Source organism: Lactobacillus pasteurii DSM 23907 = CRBIP 24.76 (genome assembly GCF_000297025.1).
Classification (GTDB): Bacteria; Bacillota; Bacilli; order Lactobacillales; family Lactobacillaceae; genus Lactobacillus; species Lactobacillus pasteurii.
This window is the reverse complement of sequence record NZ_CAKD01000024.1, coordinates 43,973-59,685: the sequence shown is the minus strand read 5'-3', so window position 1 is coordinate 59,685 and position 15,713 is coordinate 43,973. Positions and strand designations below refer to the sequence as shown.

The window sequence follows — 15,713 nt, the reverse complement described above, 5'->3', positions numbered from 1 at the left end:
GCAAAATAATCGATTATTTCGTAAAATGGTTATAACGAATTATTTTTACGGGATGATAATGATAAAAGAATATATTGATAAATTGCGCTCGTATCAAGATCTTATTCAGCTGATCAAATATGGGATGATTGGCGTATTAGGATTAATTGTTGATTTTGGCGTTTATAGCATTTTTACTTTTGAATTCGGAATAAATAAAGAAGTCGCCAACGTAATTTCTTCTAGTTGTGGGTTGATCAACAACTTTTTTTGGAATAGTTTTGCTAATTTCAAAGTACGCGATCACTTGTGGAGAAGATTCATCGAATATTATTTGGTTGGTCAGATTACTACAGTTATGACCACAATCAGTATTTTTATTTTTGTAACTTTGCTAAAACAAGATAGTCTAGTAGTTAAGATGATTTCAACAATCGTGGCAACTTTGATTCAATTTTTCGTCAATAAGATTGTTACTTTCAAGAAATAGAAGAATGGAGGGAAAACTTGCGTGAAAAAATTATCGATCGTCGTTCCTTGTTATAACGAAGAAGAAGCACTGGGCTTATTTTATCCTGCCGTCAAGAAGGTAGTAGATGAATTAAAGCTGCTGACAGAATATTGGTTCATTAACGATGGCTCAAGTGATCAAACTTTGGCAAAATTGAAAAAATTGCACCAGCAAAATCCTGATCAGGTTCATTATTTGTCTTTTTCAAGAAACTTTGGCAAAGAAGCAGCTATGTATGCGGGCCTAAAGGCGGCTGAGGGCGATTATGTAGTTATTATGGATGCAGACTTACAAGATCCGCCTTCATTTTTGCCTAAAATGGTGGCTCTTTTAGAAACGGGCGACTGGGATTGCGTTGGAACTAGGCGAGTTGATCGAACTGGCGAGAAAAAGTATCGTGCCTGGCTAAGCGAAGGCTTCTACAAATTGATTAATCGGATTTCTGATACGCAAATTGTTCCTAACGCCCGCGACTTTAGAATGATGACGCGAAAAATGGTTAATGCAGTTTTATCAATGAAAGAGTATAGTCGTTTTTCAAAAGGAATTTTTTCTTGGGTCGGCTTTAAGACGAAATTCTTGGAATATCACAATGTTGAACGAGTAGCCGGTGAGACTTCTTGGAGTACTTGGCAACTTTTTAAGTATGCTTTTGCTGGAATTGCCGACTTTTCGCTATTGCCACTTAATATTGCAGTGTGGATTGGCAGTGTATCGTTTATTTCGGCAGTTTTAGGGATAATTTTTGTAGTAGTCAGACACATTATCAACCCCAGTCTAGCGATTGTGGGTTGGGCTTCAGTTGTATGTATTATCTTGCTGATCGGTGGCTTGCAACTACTATGTATTGGCATAATTGGACGCTATATTGGCAAAATTTATCTGCAAGTCAAGGATCGGCCGATTTATATCGTTGATGAAAAGGCATAAAAAACAAGTACCGATAAAAGTCGGTACTTGTCAAACAAATATATGGACCCCCTGGGAGTCGAACCCAGATTTTAAGAACCGGAATCTTACGTGCGATCCATTACACTAAGGGTCCAAAGACATAACAAACTATAACAGAAATATTACCAAAATGAAAGAGCTTAATAATAAAATTGCCTTTATAAATTTTTTACTTGAATTCTAAAAAATAGATTGTTATACTAACAGTGTCGATGAGAAATGGGAGAAAGCGAAGGCTGAAAATCTACGTTTCTCTTATATTTTTGGACAAACTGGGACAGATAATGACACAAGTATGGACATTATGTGTCCCACTAGAAAGGTGGAGCTTATGAACTCGGATTTATCCTTGCTCGAAACTCTTGCGCCTGATGTCTTACCAACTCTTCGACAAAGGTATCTTGTTCTTGAGCAAATATCAATCAATGCTCCAGTGGGTAGAAGGTTGGTTGCTCAGCGTCTGGGTTTATCGGAACGGAATGTTCGGACCGAAACGGAAACTTTGCGCAAGCTTGGTTTAATCGAAATTAAGAGTTTTGGCATGTTTCTGACAGAAAAGGGCAAGAAGATTTTGCAAGATAGTGCTCCTTTGATTGATAGACTTTTCAATGCTGACGAAACGGAAGTTAAGTTAGCGCGTAAATTGGGAATCGAGCGAACGATTATCGTTCCTGGGGATGCTGATTTACAAGATCGAGTTTATCAAGAGATGGGCGAGGCTTTGAATCAAGCACTTAATTTGCTTTTGCCATTAGGGCATTCAATTATTACTGTGCTTGGTGGTATGGCGATTGCAAAATCAGCTAGATATCTTTCAAAGACCTTAGGAAATAATCGCGAACTTGAATTTGTTCCTGGGCGAGGTGCTTTGGGCGAAAATGTTAAGACTCAAAGCAATACGATTGTTCAGGAGATGGCAGCTCGGACAGGTGGCAAGTACAAGACCTTGTATTTGCCAGAGCAGGTTTCGGAGCAGGCTTATAATTCATTGATTCGCGAGCCTGCAATTGCAGATCTTTTGCAGGATATCTCTCAAAGTGATTTGGTAATTCATGGTATTGGTTTAGCACAGGATATGGCTAAGCGCAGAGGCTATGATTCGATAAAGTTATCTGAATTGCGAGAGAAGAAGGCGATCACCGAATGCTTCGGGTGTTTCTTCGGTGAAGATGGAAAGATTGTTGACCGCATCACCCAGGTTGGATTGCAGTTTGACAATCTAAGCAAAATACCCCACATATTTGCTTTTGCTTGTGGTAAGTCTAAGGCTGTGGCCATTAAAGCTTATATGTACAATGCACCTCATCAAACCTGGTTAATTACTGATGAAGGCGCCTCAAATGCGATTTTAAAGGAGAAATAATTCTCGTTTAAAATAAAATTGTTGTTTATAGTTCTTAAGGAGGACTTTAGGTTATGACAGTTAAAATTGGTATTAACGGTTTCGGCCGTATCGGACGTTTAGCTTTCCGTCGTATTATGGACTTGGGCGAAAAGTCAAAGGACATCGAAGTTGTTGCTATTAACGACTTGACTACTCCAGCACTTTTGGCACACTTGCTTAAGTACGACTCAACTCATGGTACTTTCAACCACGAAGTTTCAGCTACTGAAGACTCAATCGTTGTTGACGGCAAGAAATACCGTGTATACGCAGAACCACAAGCTCAAAACATTCCTTGGGTTAAGAACGATGGCGTTGACTTTGTTCTTGAATGTACTGGTTTCTACACTAGCAAGGCTAAGTCACAAGCTCACATCGATGCTGGTGCAAAGCGTGTATTGATTTCTGCTCCTGCAGGTAACGACTTGAAGACTATCGTTTACTCAGTAAACGAAGACACTTTGACTTCAGAAGACACTATCGTTTCAGCTGGTTCATGTACTACTAACTCATTGGCACCAATGGTTAACGTATTGCAAAAGGAATTTGGTGTTGAAGTAGGTACTATGACTACTATCCACGCTTACACTTCAACTCAAATGATCTTGGACGGTCCAGTTCGTGGTGGTAACTTGCGTGCAGCTCGTGCAGCAGCAGTTAACATCATTCCTCACTCAACTGGTGCTGCTAAGGCTATTGGTCTTGTTGTTCCAGAATTGAACGGTAAGTTGAACGGTCACGCACAACGTGTTCCAGTTCCAGATGGTTCTGTAACTGAATTGGTTTCAATCCTTAAGAAGAGCGTAACTGCTGATGAAATCAACGAAGCTATGAAGAAGAACGCAAGTGAATCATTTGCTTACGAACCAAACAACGTTGTTTCAAGCGACATTGTTGGTATGACTGCTGGTTCAATCTTTGACCCAACTCAAACTATGGTAACTACTGCAGGTGACAAGCAATTAGTTAAGACTGTTGCTTGGTACGACAACGAATGGTCATTCACTTGCCAAATGGTTCGTACTCTATTGAAGTTTGCTACTCTTTAATCATTAATTAAGTTAAATGATTTAACATTAAGTGGTAATTGAGAAGGCGGAGGGAGATTCTTCCTTCCGCCTTTTTTTGAAGAAAAATTTTTATTCGGAGGTTTCTGATGGCTAAGTTAATCGTTTCAGATCTCGATGTTAAAGGCAAAAAAGTTTTAGTTCGTGTAGACTTTAATGTTCCAATTAAGGACGGCGTTATCGGTGATGATAACCGTATCGTAGCTGCTTTGCCAACTATTAAGTACATCATTGACAATGGTGGTAAGGCAATCTTGCTCAGCCACTTAGGTAGAATTAAGAGCGAAGATGACAAGAAGAACTTGTCATTGAAGCCAGTTGCTGCAAGATTAGGTGAATTGCTTGAAAAGCCTGTAACTTTTGTTGCTTCAAACGAAGGCAAGGAAGTTGAAGACGCAGTTGCTGCTATGAAGGACGGCGACGTTGTAGTTCTTGAAAACACTAGATTCCAAGATATTGACAACGACTTCGGCAAGCGTGAATCAAAGAACGATCCTAAGCTTGGCGAATACTGGGCAAGCCTTGGCGACATGTTCGTAAACGACGCATTTGGTACTGCTCACAGAAGTCACGCTTCAAACGTTGGTATTGCTACTGCTATGAAGGCAGAAGGCAAGCCAGCTGCAGCAGGTTACTTGATGGAAAAGGAAATCAAGTTCTTAGGTGACGCTGTTGAAAACCCAGTTCACCCATTCGTAACTATCTTGGGTGGTGCTAAGGTATCAGACAAGATCGGTGTTATCGAAAACTTGATTCCTAAGTCAGACCACATCTTAATCGGTGGTGGTATGGCTTACACTTTCTTGGCAGCACAAGGCCACAAGATCGGTAAGTCATTGTTCGAAGCTGACAAGCTTGACCTTGCTAAGAGCCTTTTGGAAAAGGCTGGCGACAAGATCGTTCTTCCAGTTGACAACGTAGCAGCTACTGAATTCTCAAACGATGCAGCTCACGAAGTGGTTGGTCAAGATATTCCTGACAACGAAATGGGTCTTGACATTGGTCCTAAGTCTGTTGAAAAGTTCCGTGAAATCCTTAAGGACGCTAAGACTGTTGTTTGGAACGGACCTATGGGTGCATTCGAAATGCCAAACTACGCTGAAGGTACTCTTGAAGTAGGCCGTGCTTTGGCTGAATTGACTGACGCTACTACTGTTATCGGTGGTGGTGACTCAACTGCTGCTGCTAAGCAATTGGGTATCGCACCTAAGATTACCCACATTTCTACTGGTGGTGGTGCATCACTTAACTACCTTGAAGGTAAGGAATTACCAGGTATTGCCTGCATTTCAGACAAGTAGATTTAGGAGGATTTTTTAATGCGTACACCTATTATTGCTGGTAACTGGAAGTTACATATGAACCCAGAACAAACTGTAGAGTTTGTAAATGCTGTTAAGTCAAAATTACCTGACGCAAGTAAGGTAGAATCAGCAATTTGTGCTCCTGCAGTTGACCTTGACGCTTTGAGAAAAGCTGCTGAAGGTTCAAACTTGCACATCGGTGCAGAAAATGCTTACTTCGAAGTAGAAGGTGCCTTCACTGGTGAAACTTCACCTAAGGTATTAAACGAAATGGGTATCCACTACTGCATCATTGGTCACTCAGAACGTCGTGGTTACTTCCACGAAACTGATGAAGACATCAACAAGAAGGCTAAGGCTTTATTTGCTAACAACGTAACTCCAATTCTTTGCTGTGGCGAAAGCTTGGAAACTCGTGAAGCTAACAAGCAAGAAGAATGGGTTGTTGGTCAAATCAAGGCTGATCTTGAAGGCTTGACTGCTGAACAAGTATCTTCATTAGTAATTGCCTACGAACCAATCTGGGCAATCGGTACTGGTAAGACTGCTACTGCTGACCAAGCAGAAGAAATGTGCAAGACTATCCGTGAAACTATCAAGGACTTGTACGATGAAGAAACTGCTGAAAACGTTCGTATCCAATACGGTGGTTCAGTAAAGCCTGCTAACGTTAAGGAAATTATGGCTAAGCCAAACATTGACGGTGGATTGATCGGTGGTGCCGCTCTTGATCCTGAATCATACTTGGCACTAGTTAACTACCAAGACTAATTAGCAAATAAATGTTAAAATAAGACTGATGAGACTTCGTCAGTCTTATTTTTTTATACATAAAATAGTTGTTCTAGTTAGTTGAGAGGTAATTATGATTAGAAAAGCAAGAAAATCAGATTTTCCATTTGTTTATCCAATAGTTAAGCAGATTTTTGAAGAAATGGATATGGAATCGATCAAACGATTGCCTGAAGATCAGTTTTATAGCTTGATGAAGCTAGGCTTTATTTCTGACAATTATCGTTATTCATATCGTCGAACTTGGGTATATGAAAATAAGGCAGGTCAAGTATGCGCAATTTTGGTTATGTATCCTTACAAAGACCAACAAATTATTGATTTCGTTTTGAAGCGAGAAATGCCTAAGGTAGGTTTGCCAACTTCAACGATAATTTTTGATGATCAAGAAGCCTGGCCTCATGAATGGTACCTTGATTCGTTAGCTGTTCATCCAGATCACTGGGGCAAAGGATATGCTAGCCAGTTGATGGAATTTTCGGAAGGCTATGCCAAAAAGAAAGGCTATAAGAAATTAAGTTTAAATGTAGACAAAGAAAACCCTCGTGCTCAACGTTTGTATGAGTACAAGGGCTTTAAGACAACCAAGTCGATGACCATTGGCGATCGAGTATACGATCACATGATCAAAGAACTTTAATTTGGATTAGTTGAAAGTTTTCGGTCTAATTTTGGCAAATTAGGCAACCTTAGTGGGGTAACATGCCATTGAGTGAGCAAAACAGTCGTCAGCAAGATGAATGGGATATCTTCCGGCAAACTAATATTGCATTTAAGAATAACACCACTGCTATTCATAATTGTTTTGACACTTGCAACCTTTTTGAAACCATTTCTAAAGGTGTAAGTGCCATTTTTTATGCTCCCAGCCACAATGTAATTTAGCTTAGTAATGTAAAAGAGGTTGGTCAAAGAACTATTTACCCGCTTTACCTTAACTAAGGAGTGATTGATTACATCGATTGTAAAAGAGGAGATGACGCCACTTCCATCAGTATAAAGGCGACCGATCTCAACTTGGTTGTAATCACATAGATAAAGGGTGTGGTTAGGATTATCGAGATTACCTTTGACAATATAAGAAATTTTTCCATTTTCGTCGACTACGAGAATTTGCCCGTAGGCACGTTCTTGAGTTAATTTTAGAATAAACTCCATTTAATCACCTAGAAAGCTTGTTATCTTCAATGAACTTTCTCAAAATAAAGGCTACGCCATCTTCATTATTGGTTTTGGTAACTACTTGAGCTAGCTTTTTGATTGCTGGGACGGCGTTGCCCATAGCTACCCCAATTCCAGCTTCACGAATCATACTTTCATCATTCAAATTATCACCGATTGCAGCGATTTCTTCGCGCTTGATATTTTTACTTTCAGCGTAGTCTAAAAGAGCCAGGCCTTTTTGGGCTTTGACTGAGTTGATTTCGATGTTGGATGAAGAGCTGGAAGTAACTACTAAATCGCCTAATTGCTCGATGGCTGGAATTACATCATCAAAGGCCTCGTGACCACGATGATCAAAGACAATGATTTTCATTACTTCGATCTTAGGATTTTTGAATAATTCTTCAAATGAGTCCACCTGAGTCATGTTCATAATCGATTCGCTACCAGCAGAAATTGCCACAGCGAGCTTGAAATTCATGCCAGGGTTTAAGTCCACCATCAAGTGGGCAACGTTAGAAATTCTGGCATTTAGATTTTCAGTATAGTTGTTATCTGCAGTTACAATTTCGAAGTAGAAGCCATATTGATGGAGCAATTGGCAGATTTTTTGTGCCTTGTCAGAAGAAATTGTATGCTTGACTCTTAACTTGCCAGCTTGATCAAATACTAGAGCACCATTCAAGTTGATGAAGCCCGATTTTACATCAGCATCTTGAAGCAATGACCGAGATTCTTGCGGAGCACGACCGGTTGCAACCAAGAATTCAATTCCGTTAGCTTGAGCTTCATGAATTGCTTTAGCATTTTCTTCAGAAACAATCATATCACTGTTAAATAATGTGCCATCTAGGTCACAAGCAACTAATTTAATCATTTTTTTCAATCTTTCTATAAAAATCGGATAGTCTTACAAATTCATGATACCATAAGAATAGTAGAAAAGAGGGTGCAGAATATTCATGAAAAAATTAATTGGCAACGATTGGGATGAAGTATTAGATCCAATCTTTGAGAGTGAAAAATACCAGCAATTGCATGATTTCTTGAAAGAAGAATATGCAACTAAGCAAATCTATCCAGATATGTACCATATTTTTTCTGCTTTCAAATTGACACCTTTTGCCAAGACAAAGGTGGTTATTTTGGGACAAGATCCATATCATAATCCTGGTCAGGCGCATGGATTAAGTTTTTCCGTATTGCCAGGGGCCAAATTGCCACCATCCTTGCGGAATATCTATAAGGAATTATACGATGACGTGGGAGCCCAACCAGTTGACCACGGTTATTTGAAATCTTGGGCCGATCAGGGCGTCTTGATGTTGAATACCGTTTTGACAGTGCCTTATGGCCATGCTAATGGTCACCAGGGCAAGGGCTGGGAAATGGTCACAGACGCTGCAATCAAGGCTCTGAGCGATCGAGGCAAGGTCGTCTTTATCTTATGGGGAAGATTTGCACAAAATAAGATTCCGCTAATCGATGAAGGTAAAAATGTAATCATCAAATCTGCCCATCCAAGCCCATTTTCTGCTGATCGAGGCTTTTTTGGGTCCAGACCATTTTCTAGATGCAATCAAGCTTTAGCAAAATTTGGTGAGTTACCGATTGATTGGCAATTGCCAAAAGTAGTTGAGTTATCTTAATTCTAGGAGGATTTTTATGGCTGTTTTTGATGTTTTAAAACAAATTGCGTTGAAAGATAAAAAGAGATTGGTTTTTCCAGAAGGTACAGATGAACGCGTGCTGACTGCAGTTGATCGCTTGACTGCTGATGGAATTATTGATGCGATTGTTTTAGGCAAGGAAGATGATATTCAGGCATTAGCTCAAAAGTTGAATTTGAAACTTGATAATGTGGAAATTATCGATCCAGCAACTTATGCCGATTTTGACAATTTAGCAGCTGACCTTTATGAATTGCGCAAGAACAAGAGCACCTTAGAAGAAGTTAAGCAAACCTTAAAAGATGTTAGCTACTTTGGTACAATGCTTGTTTACAAGGGCTTAGCCGATGGGATGGTTTCAGGAGCAGTTCATTCAACTGCTGATACTGTTCGTCCTGCCTTGCAGATTGTTAAGACTGCAGCAGGGATGCACAGGGTATCTGGTTCATTTGTAATGGAACGCGGGGATGAAAAGTACATTTTTGCAGACGCTGCCATCAACATTGATCCTGATGCTGCTACTTTGGCTGAAATCGGCTATCAATCAGCTCAAAGTGCCAAGATGGTCGGATTAGAGCCAAAGGTTGCGTTCTTGAGTTTTTCAACTAAGGGTTCTGCTAAAGGCGATATGATTGATAAGGTCGTAGAAGCAACTAAGATCTTTAAAGAAAATTACCCTGATATTCCAGCAGACGGCGAATTGCAATTTGATGCAGCTTTTGTCCCAAGTGTGGGACAACGCAAGGCACCAGGGTCTGAAGTTGCAGGACATGCTAATGTCTTTGTCTTCCCAGAATTGCAATCTGGAAATATTGGCTATAAATTAGCTCAAAGATTAGGAAACTTCACAGCTGTAGGTCCTATTTTACAAGGCTTGGCTAAGCCAATCAATGACCTATCTCGCGGTGCAAGTAGTCAAGATGTGTATGATTTAGGAATTTTGACAGCTGCACAGGCTGTATTTAAGGATTAATATGAAACTAGAAATAAATTCTTCTCAACAAATGCAAAAGTTAGGGCAAGCAATTGCTGATACTGCTAAGGGAAATGATCTCTTGCTATTGAATGGAGATCTTGGAGCAGGAAAGACCACTTTGACCCAAGGACTTGGTAGAGCTTTAGGAATTAGACGCCCAGTCAAGAGTCCAACCTTTACGATTGTGCGAGAATATCGCGAAGGCAAGTTGCCATTATTCCATATGGACTTTTATCGTCTGGAAAATGATGATTTGTCTTCAATCGATTTATCAGAATATTTGACGGCTAGCGGAATTGTGGTGATCGAATGGCCAGAATTGATTATCAACGACTTGCCGGATGAATATTTAGAACTCAAAATTACTCGAATCGACAATGAGTGGGATTCAACTACTCGTAGAGTAGAATTTATTGCTAAAGGCGAGCGCAATGAGGCTTGGCTAAGCAAGATCATGAAAGAATTCGAATAAAGAAAAAACTCGGAGCGATCCGAGTTTTTTTAGATTTGATAGACAAATTGTTTAATTGCTTCGTCTCCAAAAAGCTTTCGCTGAGCTAATAAAATTCCAGCGCAAGCTTCACTGTCGCTAAGCGCATTGTGATGGTGCCAAAGTTCAACTTCTAGGGCCTCAGATACAGTGTCAAGCTTATGATTTGGTAATTCTGGTTCAAACTTTCGGCTAGTTTTAAGCGAATCAATCACTAAATAATGAGGTTCAGGAATGTCATATCTAGCTAAGGATTGTTTTAAGACATTGGTGTCAAATCTTGCGTTGTGGGCTGCAACTAACATACCTGGTTGGTATAGCTCTTTGATATATGGCCAAACTTCTGCCATTGTAGGGGCATCTTTGACGTCTTCTGCAGTGATGTCATGGACTTTGATATTTTGCGCATCAAAGGGCATCTGCGGATTAATCACAGTATAAAAGCGATCGACGATTTGATTATTTCTAACCATGACTAGTGCCAGTGAACAGGCACTTTCAGGATAACGATTGGCTGTTTCGAAATCCATTGCAATAAAATTCATTTTTTCTGCCTCGATTTTGAAAAATAATAACAAGTAAATTATCACATACCATTATCAAAATTAATAGCTCAAGTTATTTTTAGTGGAGCGATGGTTGGTTATGCGGTAAAATGGAGAGAGTAGATTTAACAAGGGGGTCTGTTTCGTTGCAGCTACTTGATTTGAAAAATAATGGAATTGATATCCAAGAAGAAATACCTTTAAGTAGGTATACCTTTACCAAGACAGGTGGCCGAGCCGAATACTTGGCTTTCCCTAAGAATGTTGATGAATTAAAGCAATTAGTAAAAGTTGCTAAAGCAAATAATATGCCATTGACAGTAATCGGAAATGCCTCTAATTTGATAATTCGCGATGGTGGAATCTCAGGATTAGTTATCATTACAACTGAGATGAATAAAATTGAAATTTCTGGTACAGAAGTAACCGCAGCTGCAGGAGCAAAGATTGTCGACACAGCTTTTGCTGCAGCTAATCAGAGCCTAACAGGTATGGAATTTGCAGCTGGAATACCTGGAAGCATCGGAGGAGCAGTGTTTATGAACGCTGGAGCCTACGGCGGAGAAACACAAGACGTAATCGAAAAGGCAACTGTCTTGACGCCAGAAGGAGAACTTAAAGATTATTCTAACGAAGAATTACAATTTTCTTACCGTCATTCTTTAATTCAAACCAATGATGACATTGTTGTTAGTGCAACCTTTAAATTGAAGAAGGGCAACAAGTTGGAAATTTTGGACGAAATGCACTATTTAAATGCATTAAGACGCTATAAACAACCACTAGAGTATCCATCATGTGGAAGTGTCTTTAAGCGTCCAGCCGGACATTTTGTTGGTCCAATGATTATTAAAGCAGGTTTGCAAGGAACTCAAATTGGTGGAGCGCAAAATTCAACCAAACATGCAGGTTTTATCGTAAATCGCGGTAATGCTACGGCGACTGACTATATTGAATTGATCCACCTAATTCAAAAACGAATTAAAGAAGTCTATGATATTGATCTTAAGACAGAAGTAAGAATCATTGGTAATAGATAAATTATAAGGCTGCAAACCATTGGCTTGCGGCTGTTTTTATGGGTGTAAATAATATGAAGATTATCGAATTAAAGCATGTTAAAAAAGTCTACGATGACGGCTTCGTAGCTTTAAACGACATAAACTTAGAAATAGAATCTGGTAAATTCTATTCTCTCTTGGGACCTAGTGGATCAGGTAAATCAACTATTTTGAGAATTATTGCTGGATTTAGTCGACCAACTGAAGGTGAAGTTTATTTTGATGGCAAGGATATAACAGACCTTGATCCAGCTAAAAGACAAATTAACACAGTCTTTCAAAACTATGCCTTGTTTCCACATTTGAATGTTTTTGAAAATGTGGCATTTGGCTTGAAAATCAAGAAAATGCCTTTAAATGAGATTAAGCCTTTAGTTAAAGAAGCTTTGCATACGGTGCGCTTAGATGGATATGCCAATCGCGAAATCTCAGAACTGTCTGGTGGGCAGCAACAACGTGTTGCTATTGCTAGAGCTATTGTGAATAAGCCTAAGGTTTTGCTTTTGGATGAATCCTTGTCAGCTCTTGACAAGCGTTTGCGAAAAGAAATGCAATTTGAATTGCGGGCAATTCAAGAAAAATTAGGGATAACTTTTATTTTTGTTACTCACGATCAAGAAGAAGCCTTATCAATGAGTGATGAAATATTCGTTTTGAATGATGGCAAGATCGAGCAAAATGGCACTCCTGTAGATATTTATGATGAACCAATTAACAACTTTGTTGCGCGCTTTATTGGGGATTCAAATATTTTGCCAGGAAGAATGATCAAGGATTTTGAGGTGGAATTTGCCAATAAGAGATTCCAGTGTGCAGACGCCGGAATGAAGCCAAATGAAAGGGTAGAAATTGTTATTCGACCTGAAGACCTTGATATTACAGAGCCTGAAAAAGGCAAGCTTGTCGTAATTGCCAAAACGCAACTATTTTTGGGTGATCACTTTGAAATTAAGGCTTTAGATAGTGATGAAAATGAATGGCTAATTCATTCAACTAATGGTTGTGAGCTAAATGAGCCAATTGGTCTTTTCTTTGATCCAGAAGATATTCACGTTATGAGAAAACATGAAAGCCAAGAAGACTTTGATGCCCGACTAGAAAGCTATGAAGGTGAACGCGATGAGTAATAGAAATAAGATTCTATTTATGATTCCGTATCTTTTATGGATCATTTTATTTGTAATCTTGCCAATTTTGTTGATTCTTTGGTATTCCTTAACCAATCAAAGTCAGCAGTTTACTTTGGCTAATTTTGAATTGTTTTTCCATAATGGCACCTTCTTAAAAATGATGCTTAATTCGTTTTGGTATGCCTTCTTGATTACCTTTGTGACCTTGCTGGTGTCTTATCCGGCAGCATATTTCTTAACCAAAATGAAAAACCAGCAAATTTGGCTCTTGTTGATCATTTTGCCAACTTGGATTAACTTATTGCTTAAGGCCTATGCTTTTATTGGAATTTTGAGCAATAGTGGTTTGGCTAATCAATTCTTGCAACTCTTTGGTATTGGACCGGTAAATATTTTGTTTACAGACTTTTCCTTTATTTTTGTAGCAACCTATATTGAAATACCATTTATGATTTTGCCAATTTATAACGCAATTAAAGAAATCAATCCAGTAATTATTCAGGCTTCAGAAGATTTAGGTGCAAGCAAATGGCAGACCTTTAAGTATGTTTTATGGCCTTTATCTTGGTCAGGGGTAGAAAGTGGCATTCAGGCCATCTTTATTCCATCCTTATCACTATTTATGCTAACGCGTTTGATCGGCGGAAATAGGGTAATTACTTTGGGTACGGCAATTGAAGAGTACTTCTTGACCACGATGAACTGGAATATGGGTGCAACTATTGGTGTAGTTTTGATTATTTTGATGGTTGCAGTTATGCTTTTGACAGGAAGCAAGATTAAGAGAAAGAAGGTAGACCTTTGAAAAATAGAAAGATTTTTGCTCGGTTATACCTTTACTTCATTTTGATTATTTTATACGTTCCAATTTTCTATTTGATCTATTTCTCTTTTTCAAGTGGAAAAAATATGAACAAGTTCCAGCATTTTACCCTCGCTCATTATCAGACTTTATTGCAAGATAATCGCTTGATTGCAATTTTTTTAAATACGGTTATCTTAGCTCTTTTATCAAGTTTGATTGCAACGATCATTGGTACGATGGGAGCAATTGCAATTTCTCGGGTTAGAAGCAAAAAGCATAAGCAGACTTTATTAGCCTTAAATAACGTTTTAATGGTTTCGCCTGATGTTATTATCGGGGCAAGTTTTTTGGTCTTTTTTACGGCTTTAGGAATTGGCTTGAATTTTGGGTCGGTTTTGCTAAGTCACATTGCCTTTTCAGTTCCGATTGTTGTGTTGATGGTTTTGCCAAGATTAAATGAGATGGATTACTCTTTAATCGATGCAGCTCGCGACTTAGGAGCTAATAACTACCAAGTCTTTAGTAATGTTATGATTCCAGCGATTTTGCCCGGGATTGCTTCGGGGCTATTTATGGCTTTAACTTATTCTTTGGACGACTTTGCAGTTACATTTTTTGTAACGGGAAACGGATTTTCTACGCTATCTGTAGAAATCTATTCACGTGCTCGTCAAGGAATCGACTTAGAGATTAATGCCCTAAGTACAGTTATCTTTGTCTTTGTGCTAGTTTTGGTTCTAATTTATTACTTTATTTCAACCAAACGTGGCAAGAAGGCTAGAGGAATAATGCGGGAGTTGATCAAATGAAAAAGCTAATTTGGACAGTAGTTGCTATTTTGCTTGCTTGTGCTGGAATGGCTTATGAAGTTAGTCGACTGCAGCAATCAGACATTCAAGGCAAGAACAAAAGTTTGATAATTTATAATTGGGGCGATTATGTTGATCCTGATCTTTTGAAAAAATTCGAAAAAGAAACAGGTTATCATGTCATCTACGAAACTTTCGACTCTAATGAAGCCATGTACACCAAGATTAAGCAAGGTGGAACGGCTTATGATATCGCCATTCCTTCAGAATATATGATCATGAAAATGAAGCGGGCAAACTTGCTTGATAAGATTGATACCAGCAAGTTGTCAAACTTCAAGTATATTAGTTCAAGCTTTTTGCATAGGTCGTTTGATCCCAACAATGAATATTCAGTTCCATATTTCTGGGGAACTTTAGGAATCATTTATAACGACAAATACGTTAAGCCAGGTAGTATCAAGCATTGGAATGATTTATGGTCGAAAAAGTACCGCCACAGCATTTTATTAGTTGATTCAGCTAGGGATGCAATGGGGATGTCGCTAGTATCTTTAGGCTATTCAATGAATACTACTTCAAATTTAAAGCTTAAGTTGGCACTAACCAAGCTTAATGCACTTGGACCTAATATTAAGGCGGTAATTTCTGACGAAATGAAGATGTATCTGGTCCAAAACGAGGCTCCAATTGGCGTTACCTGGTCAGGAGAGGCAGCCGAAGTTATGGAAAGCAATAAGCATTTGCATTATGTTGTCCCTAGCGAAGGCTCAAATCTTTGGTTTGACAATATGGTAATTCCAAGGACTGCTAAAAATAAAAAAGCAGCCTATGCTTTTATCAACTTTATGCTTAAACCGCAAAATGCGGCCCAAAATGCCAAATACGTTGGATATGCAACGCCAGTTGGTGTAGCCAAGAAATATTTGCCTAAGAAAGTCCGCGAGGATAAACAATTCTACCCACCAATGTCGACTTTGAAGCATTTGCAAGTTTATAGAGATCTTGGACCAAAAATTACCCAAAATTACAATGATCTATTTTTAGAATTTAAAATGTATGCACGATAATTTTC

18 protein-coding genes and 1 tRNA gene are annotated in these 15,713 nt (G+C 38.9%); 15 read left to right on the top strand and 4 right to left on the bottom strand.

Annotation, left to right across the window (positions count from 1 at the left end; translation table 11 throughout):
* Positions 1 to 52: 52 nt before the first annotated feature.
* Entirely contained in the window at positions 53 to 469 is a 417-nt protein-coding gene (locus tag BN53_RS08045; protein ID WP_040537395.1) for a GtrA family protein, read from the top strand.
* A 21-nt stretch (positions 470 to 490) separates the two neighbouring features.
* Positions 491 to 1,420 carry a glycosyltransferase family 2 protein gene (locus tag BN53_RS08040; RefSeq protein ID WP_009560460.1) on the top strand — a complete coding sequence of 310 codons (930 nt, stop codon included), beginning with the start codon at positions 491 to 493 and terminating at the stop codon, positions 1,418 to 1,420.
* Between the two features lie 43 nt (positions 1,421 to 1,463).
* Here BN53_RS08040 and BN53_RS08035 read toward each other — a convergent pair.
* Positions 1,464 to 1,535: transfer RNA gene (locus BN53_RS08035), tRNA-Arg, on the bottom strand.
* Between the two features lie 237 nt (positions 1,536 to 1,772).
* Here BN53_RS08035 and BN53_RS08030 point away from each other — a divergent pair.
* The 5 genes from BN53_RS08030 to BN53_RS08010 all read left to right on the top strand — a co-directional run bounded on the left by BN53_RS08030 (position 1,773) and on the right by BN53_RS08010 (position 6,628).
* Complete coding sequence (locus tag BN53_RS08030; RefSeq protein ID WP_009560459.1) at positions 1,773 to 2,804, top strand: sugar-binding transcriptional regulator; 1,032 nt, start codon at positions 1,773 to 1,775, stop codon at positions 2,802 to 2,804.
* A 53-nt stretch (positions 2,805 to 2,857) separates the two neighbouring features.
* Positions 2,858 to 3,874 carry a type I glyceraldehyde-3-phosphate dehydrogenase gene (gap, locus tag BN53_RS08025; RefSeq protein WP_009560458.1) on the top strand — a complete coding sequence of 339 codons (1,017 nt, stop codon included), beginning with the start codon at positions 2,858 to 2,860 and terminating at the stop codon, positions 3,872 to 3,874.
* Between the two features lie 107 nt (positions 3,875 to 3,981).
* Positions 3,982 to 5,193 carry a phosphoglycerate kinase gene (locus tag BN53_RS08020; protein WP_009560457.1) on the top strand — a complete coding sequence of 404 codons (1,212 nt, stop codon included), beginning with the start codon at positions 3,982 to 3,984 and terminating at the stop codon, positions 5,191 to 5,193.
* Positions 5,194 to 5,211: 18 nt separating this feature from the next.
* Positions 5,212 to 5,967, top strand: coding sequence for a triose-phosphate isomerase (gene tpiA, locus BN53_RS08015; RefSeq protein WP_009560456.1), 756 nt, complete (start codon positions 5,212 to 5,214; stop codon positions 5,965 to 5,967).
* A 94-nt stretch (positions 5,968 to 6,061) separates the two neighbouring features.
* Entirely contained in the window at positions 6,062 to 6,628 is a 567-nt protein-coding gene (locus BN53_RS08010) for a GNAT family N-acetyltransferase (RefSeq protein WP_009560455.1), read from the top strand.
* Here BN53_RS08010 and BN53_RS08005 read toward each other — a convergent pair.
* Both BN53_RS08005 and BN53_RS08000 read right to left on the bottom strand, forming a co-directional pair.
* Entirely contained in the window at positions 6,625 to 7,146 is a 522-nt protein-coding gene (locus BN53_RS08005; protein ID WP_009560454.1) for an LURP-one-related/scramblase family protein, read from the bottom strand. The two genes, BN53_RS08010 and BN53_RS08005, sit on opposite strands and share 4 nt — an antisense overlap.
* 4 nt (positions 7,147 to 7,150) lie before the next feature.
* Positions 7,151 to 8,029: a Cof-type HAD-IIB family hydrolase gene (locus BN53_RS08000; RefSeq protein WP_009560452.1), complete on the bottom strand. Its 879-nt coding sequence runs from the start codon at positions 8,027 to 8,029 to the stop codon at positions 7,151 to 7,153.
* An 85-nt stretch (positions 8,030 to 8,114) separates the two neighbouring features.
* Between BN53_RS08000 and BN53_RS07995 the strand changes: the two genes are divergently transcribed.
* The 3 genes from BN53_RS07995 to tsaE are packed head-to-tail and all read left to right on the top strand — an operon-like array spanning position 8,115 to position 10,270.
* Positions 8,115 to 8,801, top strand: coding sequence for a uracil-DNA glycosylase (locus BN53_RS07995; protein WP_009560451.1), 687 nt, complete (start codon positions 8,115 to 8,117; stop codon positions 8,799 to 8,801).
* A gap of 16 nt (positions 8,802 to 8,817) precedes the next feature.
* Entirely contained in the window at positions 8,818 to 9,795 is a 978-nt protein-coding gene (gene pta / locus BN53_RS07990) for a phosphate acetyltransferase (protein WP_009560450.1), read from the top strand.
* A 1-nt stretch (position 9,796) separates the two neighbouring features.
* Entirely contained in the window at positions 9,797 to 10,270 is a 474-nt protein-coding gene (gene tsaE / locus BN53_RS07985; protein WP_009560449.1) for a tRNA (adenosine(37)-N6)-threonylcarbamoyltransferase complex ATPase subunit type 1 TsaE, read from the top strand.
* A 29-nt stretch (positions 10,271 to 10,299) separates the two neighbouring features.
* Here the strand turns inward: tsaE and BN53_RS07980 are convergent, their stop codons facing one another.
* Entirely contained in the window at positions 10,300 to 10,833 is a 534-nt protein-coding gene (locus tag BN53_RS07980) for a 3'-5' exonuclease (protein WP_009560448.1), read from the bottom strand.
* Between the two features lie 146 nt (positions 10,834 to 10,979).
* Between BN53_RS07980 and murB the strand changes: the two genes are divergently transcribed.
* The 5 genes from murB to BN53_RS07955 are packed head-to-tail and all read left to right on the top strand — an operon-like array spanning position 10,980 to position 15,708.
* Complete coding sequence (gene murB / locus BN53_RS07975) at positions 10,980 to 11,873, top strand: UDP-N-acetylmuramate dehydrogenase (RefSeq protein WP_009560447.1); 894 nt, start codon at positions 10,980 to 10,982, stop codon at positions 11,871 to 11,873.
* Positions 11,874 to 11,926: 53 nt separating this feature from the next.
* Positions 11,927 to 13,021 carry an ABC transporter ATP-binding protein gene (locus tag BN53_RS07970; protein ID WP_009560446.1) on the top strand — a complete coding sequence of 365 codons (1,095 nt, stop codon included), beginning with the start codon at positions 11,927 to 11,929 and terminating at the stop codon, positions 13,019 to 13,021.
* The gene (locus BN53_RS07965) at positions 13,014 to 13,829 is read left to right on the top strand and encodes an ABC transporter permease (RefSeq protein WP_009560445.1); all 816 of its coding nucleotides are present in this window, start codon (positions 13,014 to 13,016) and stop codon (positions 13,827 to 13,829) included. Before BN53_RS07970 ends, BN53_RS07965 begins: the two co-directional genes overlap by 8 nt.
* Positions 13,826 to 14,638 carry an ABC transporter permease gene (locus tag BN53_RS07960; protein WP_040537394.1) on the top strand — a complete coding sequence of 271 codons (813 nt, stop codon included), beginning with the start codon at positions 13,826 to 13,828 and terminating at the stop codon, positions 14,636 to 14,638. Before BN53_RS07965 ends, BN53_RS07960 begins: the two co-directional genes overlap by 4 nt.
* On the top strand, positions 14,635 to 15,708 hold the full coding sequence (locus BN53_RS07955; protein WP_009560443.1) for an ABC transporter substrate-binding protein: 1,074 nt from the start codon (positions 14,635 to 14,637) through the stop codon (positions 15,706 to 15,708). Before BN53_RS07960 ends, BN53_RS07955 begins: the two co-directional genes overlap by 4 nt.
* Positions 15,709 to 15,713 lie beyond the last annotated feature (5 nt).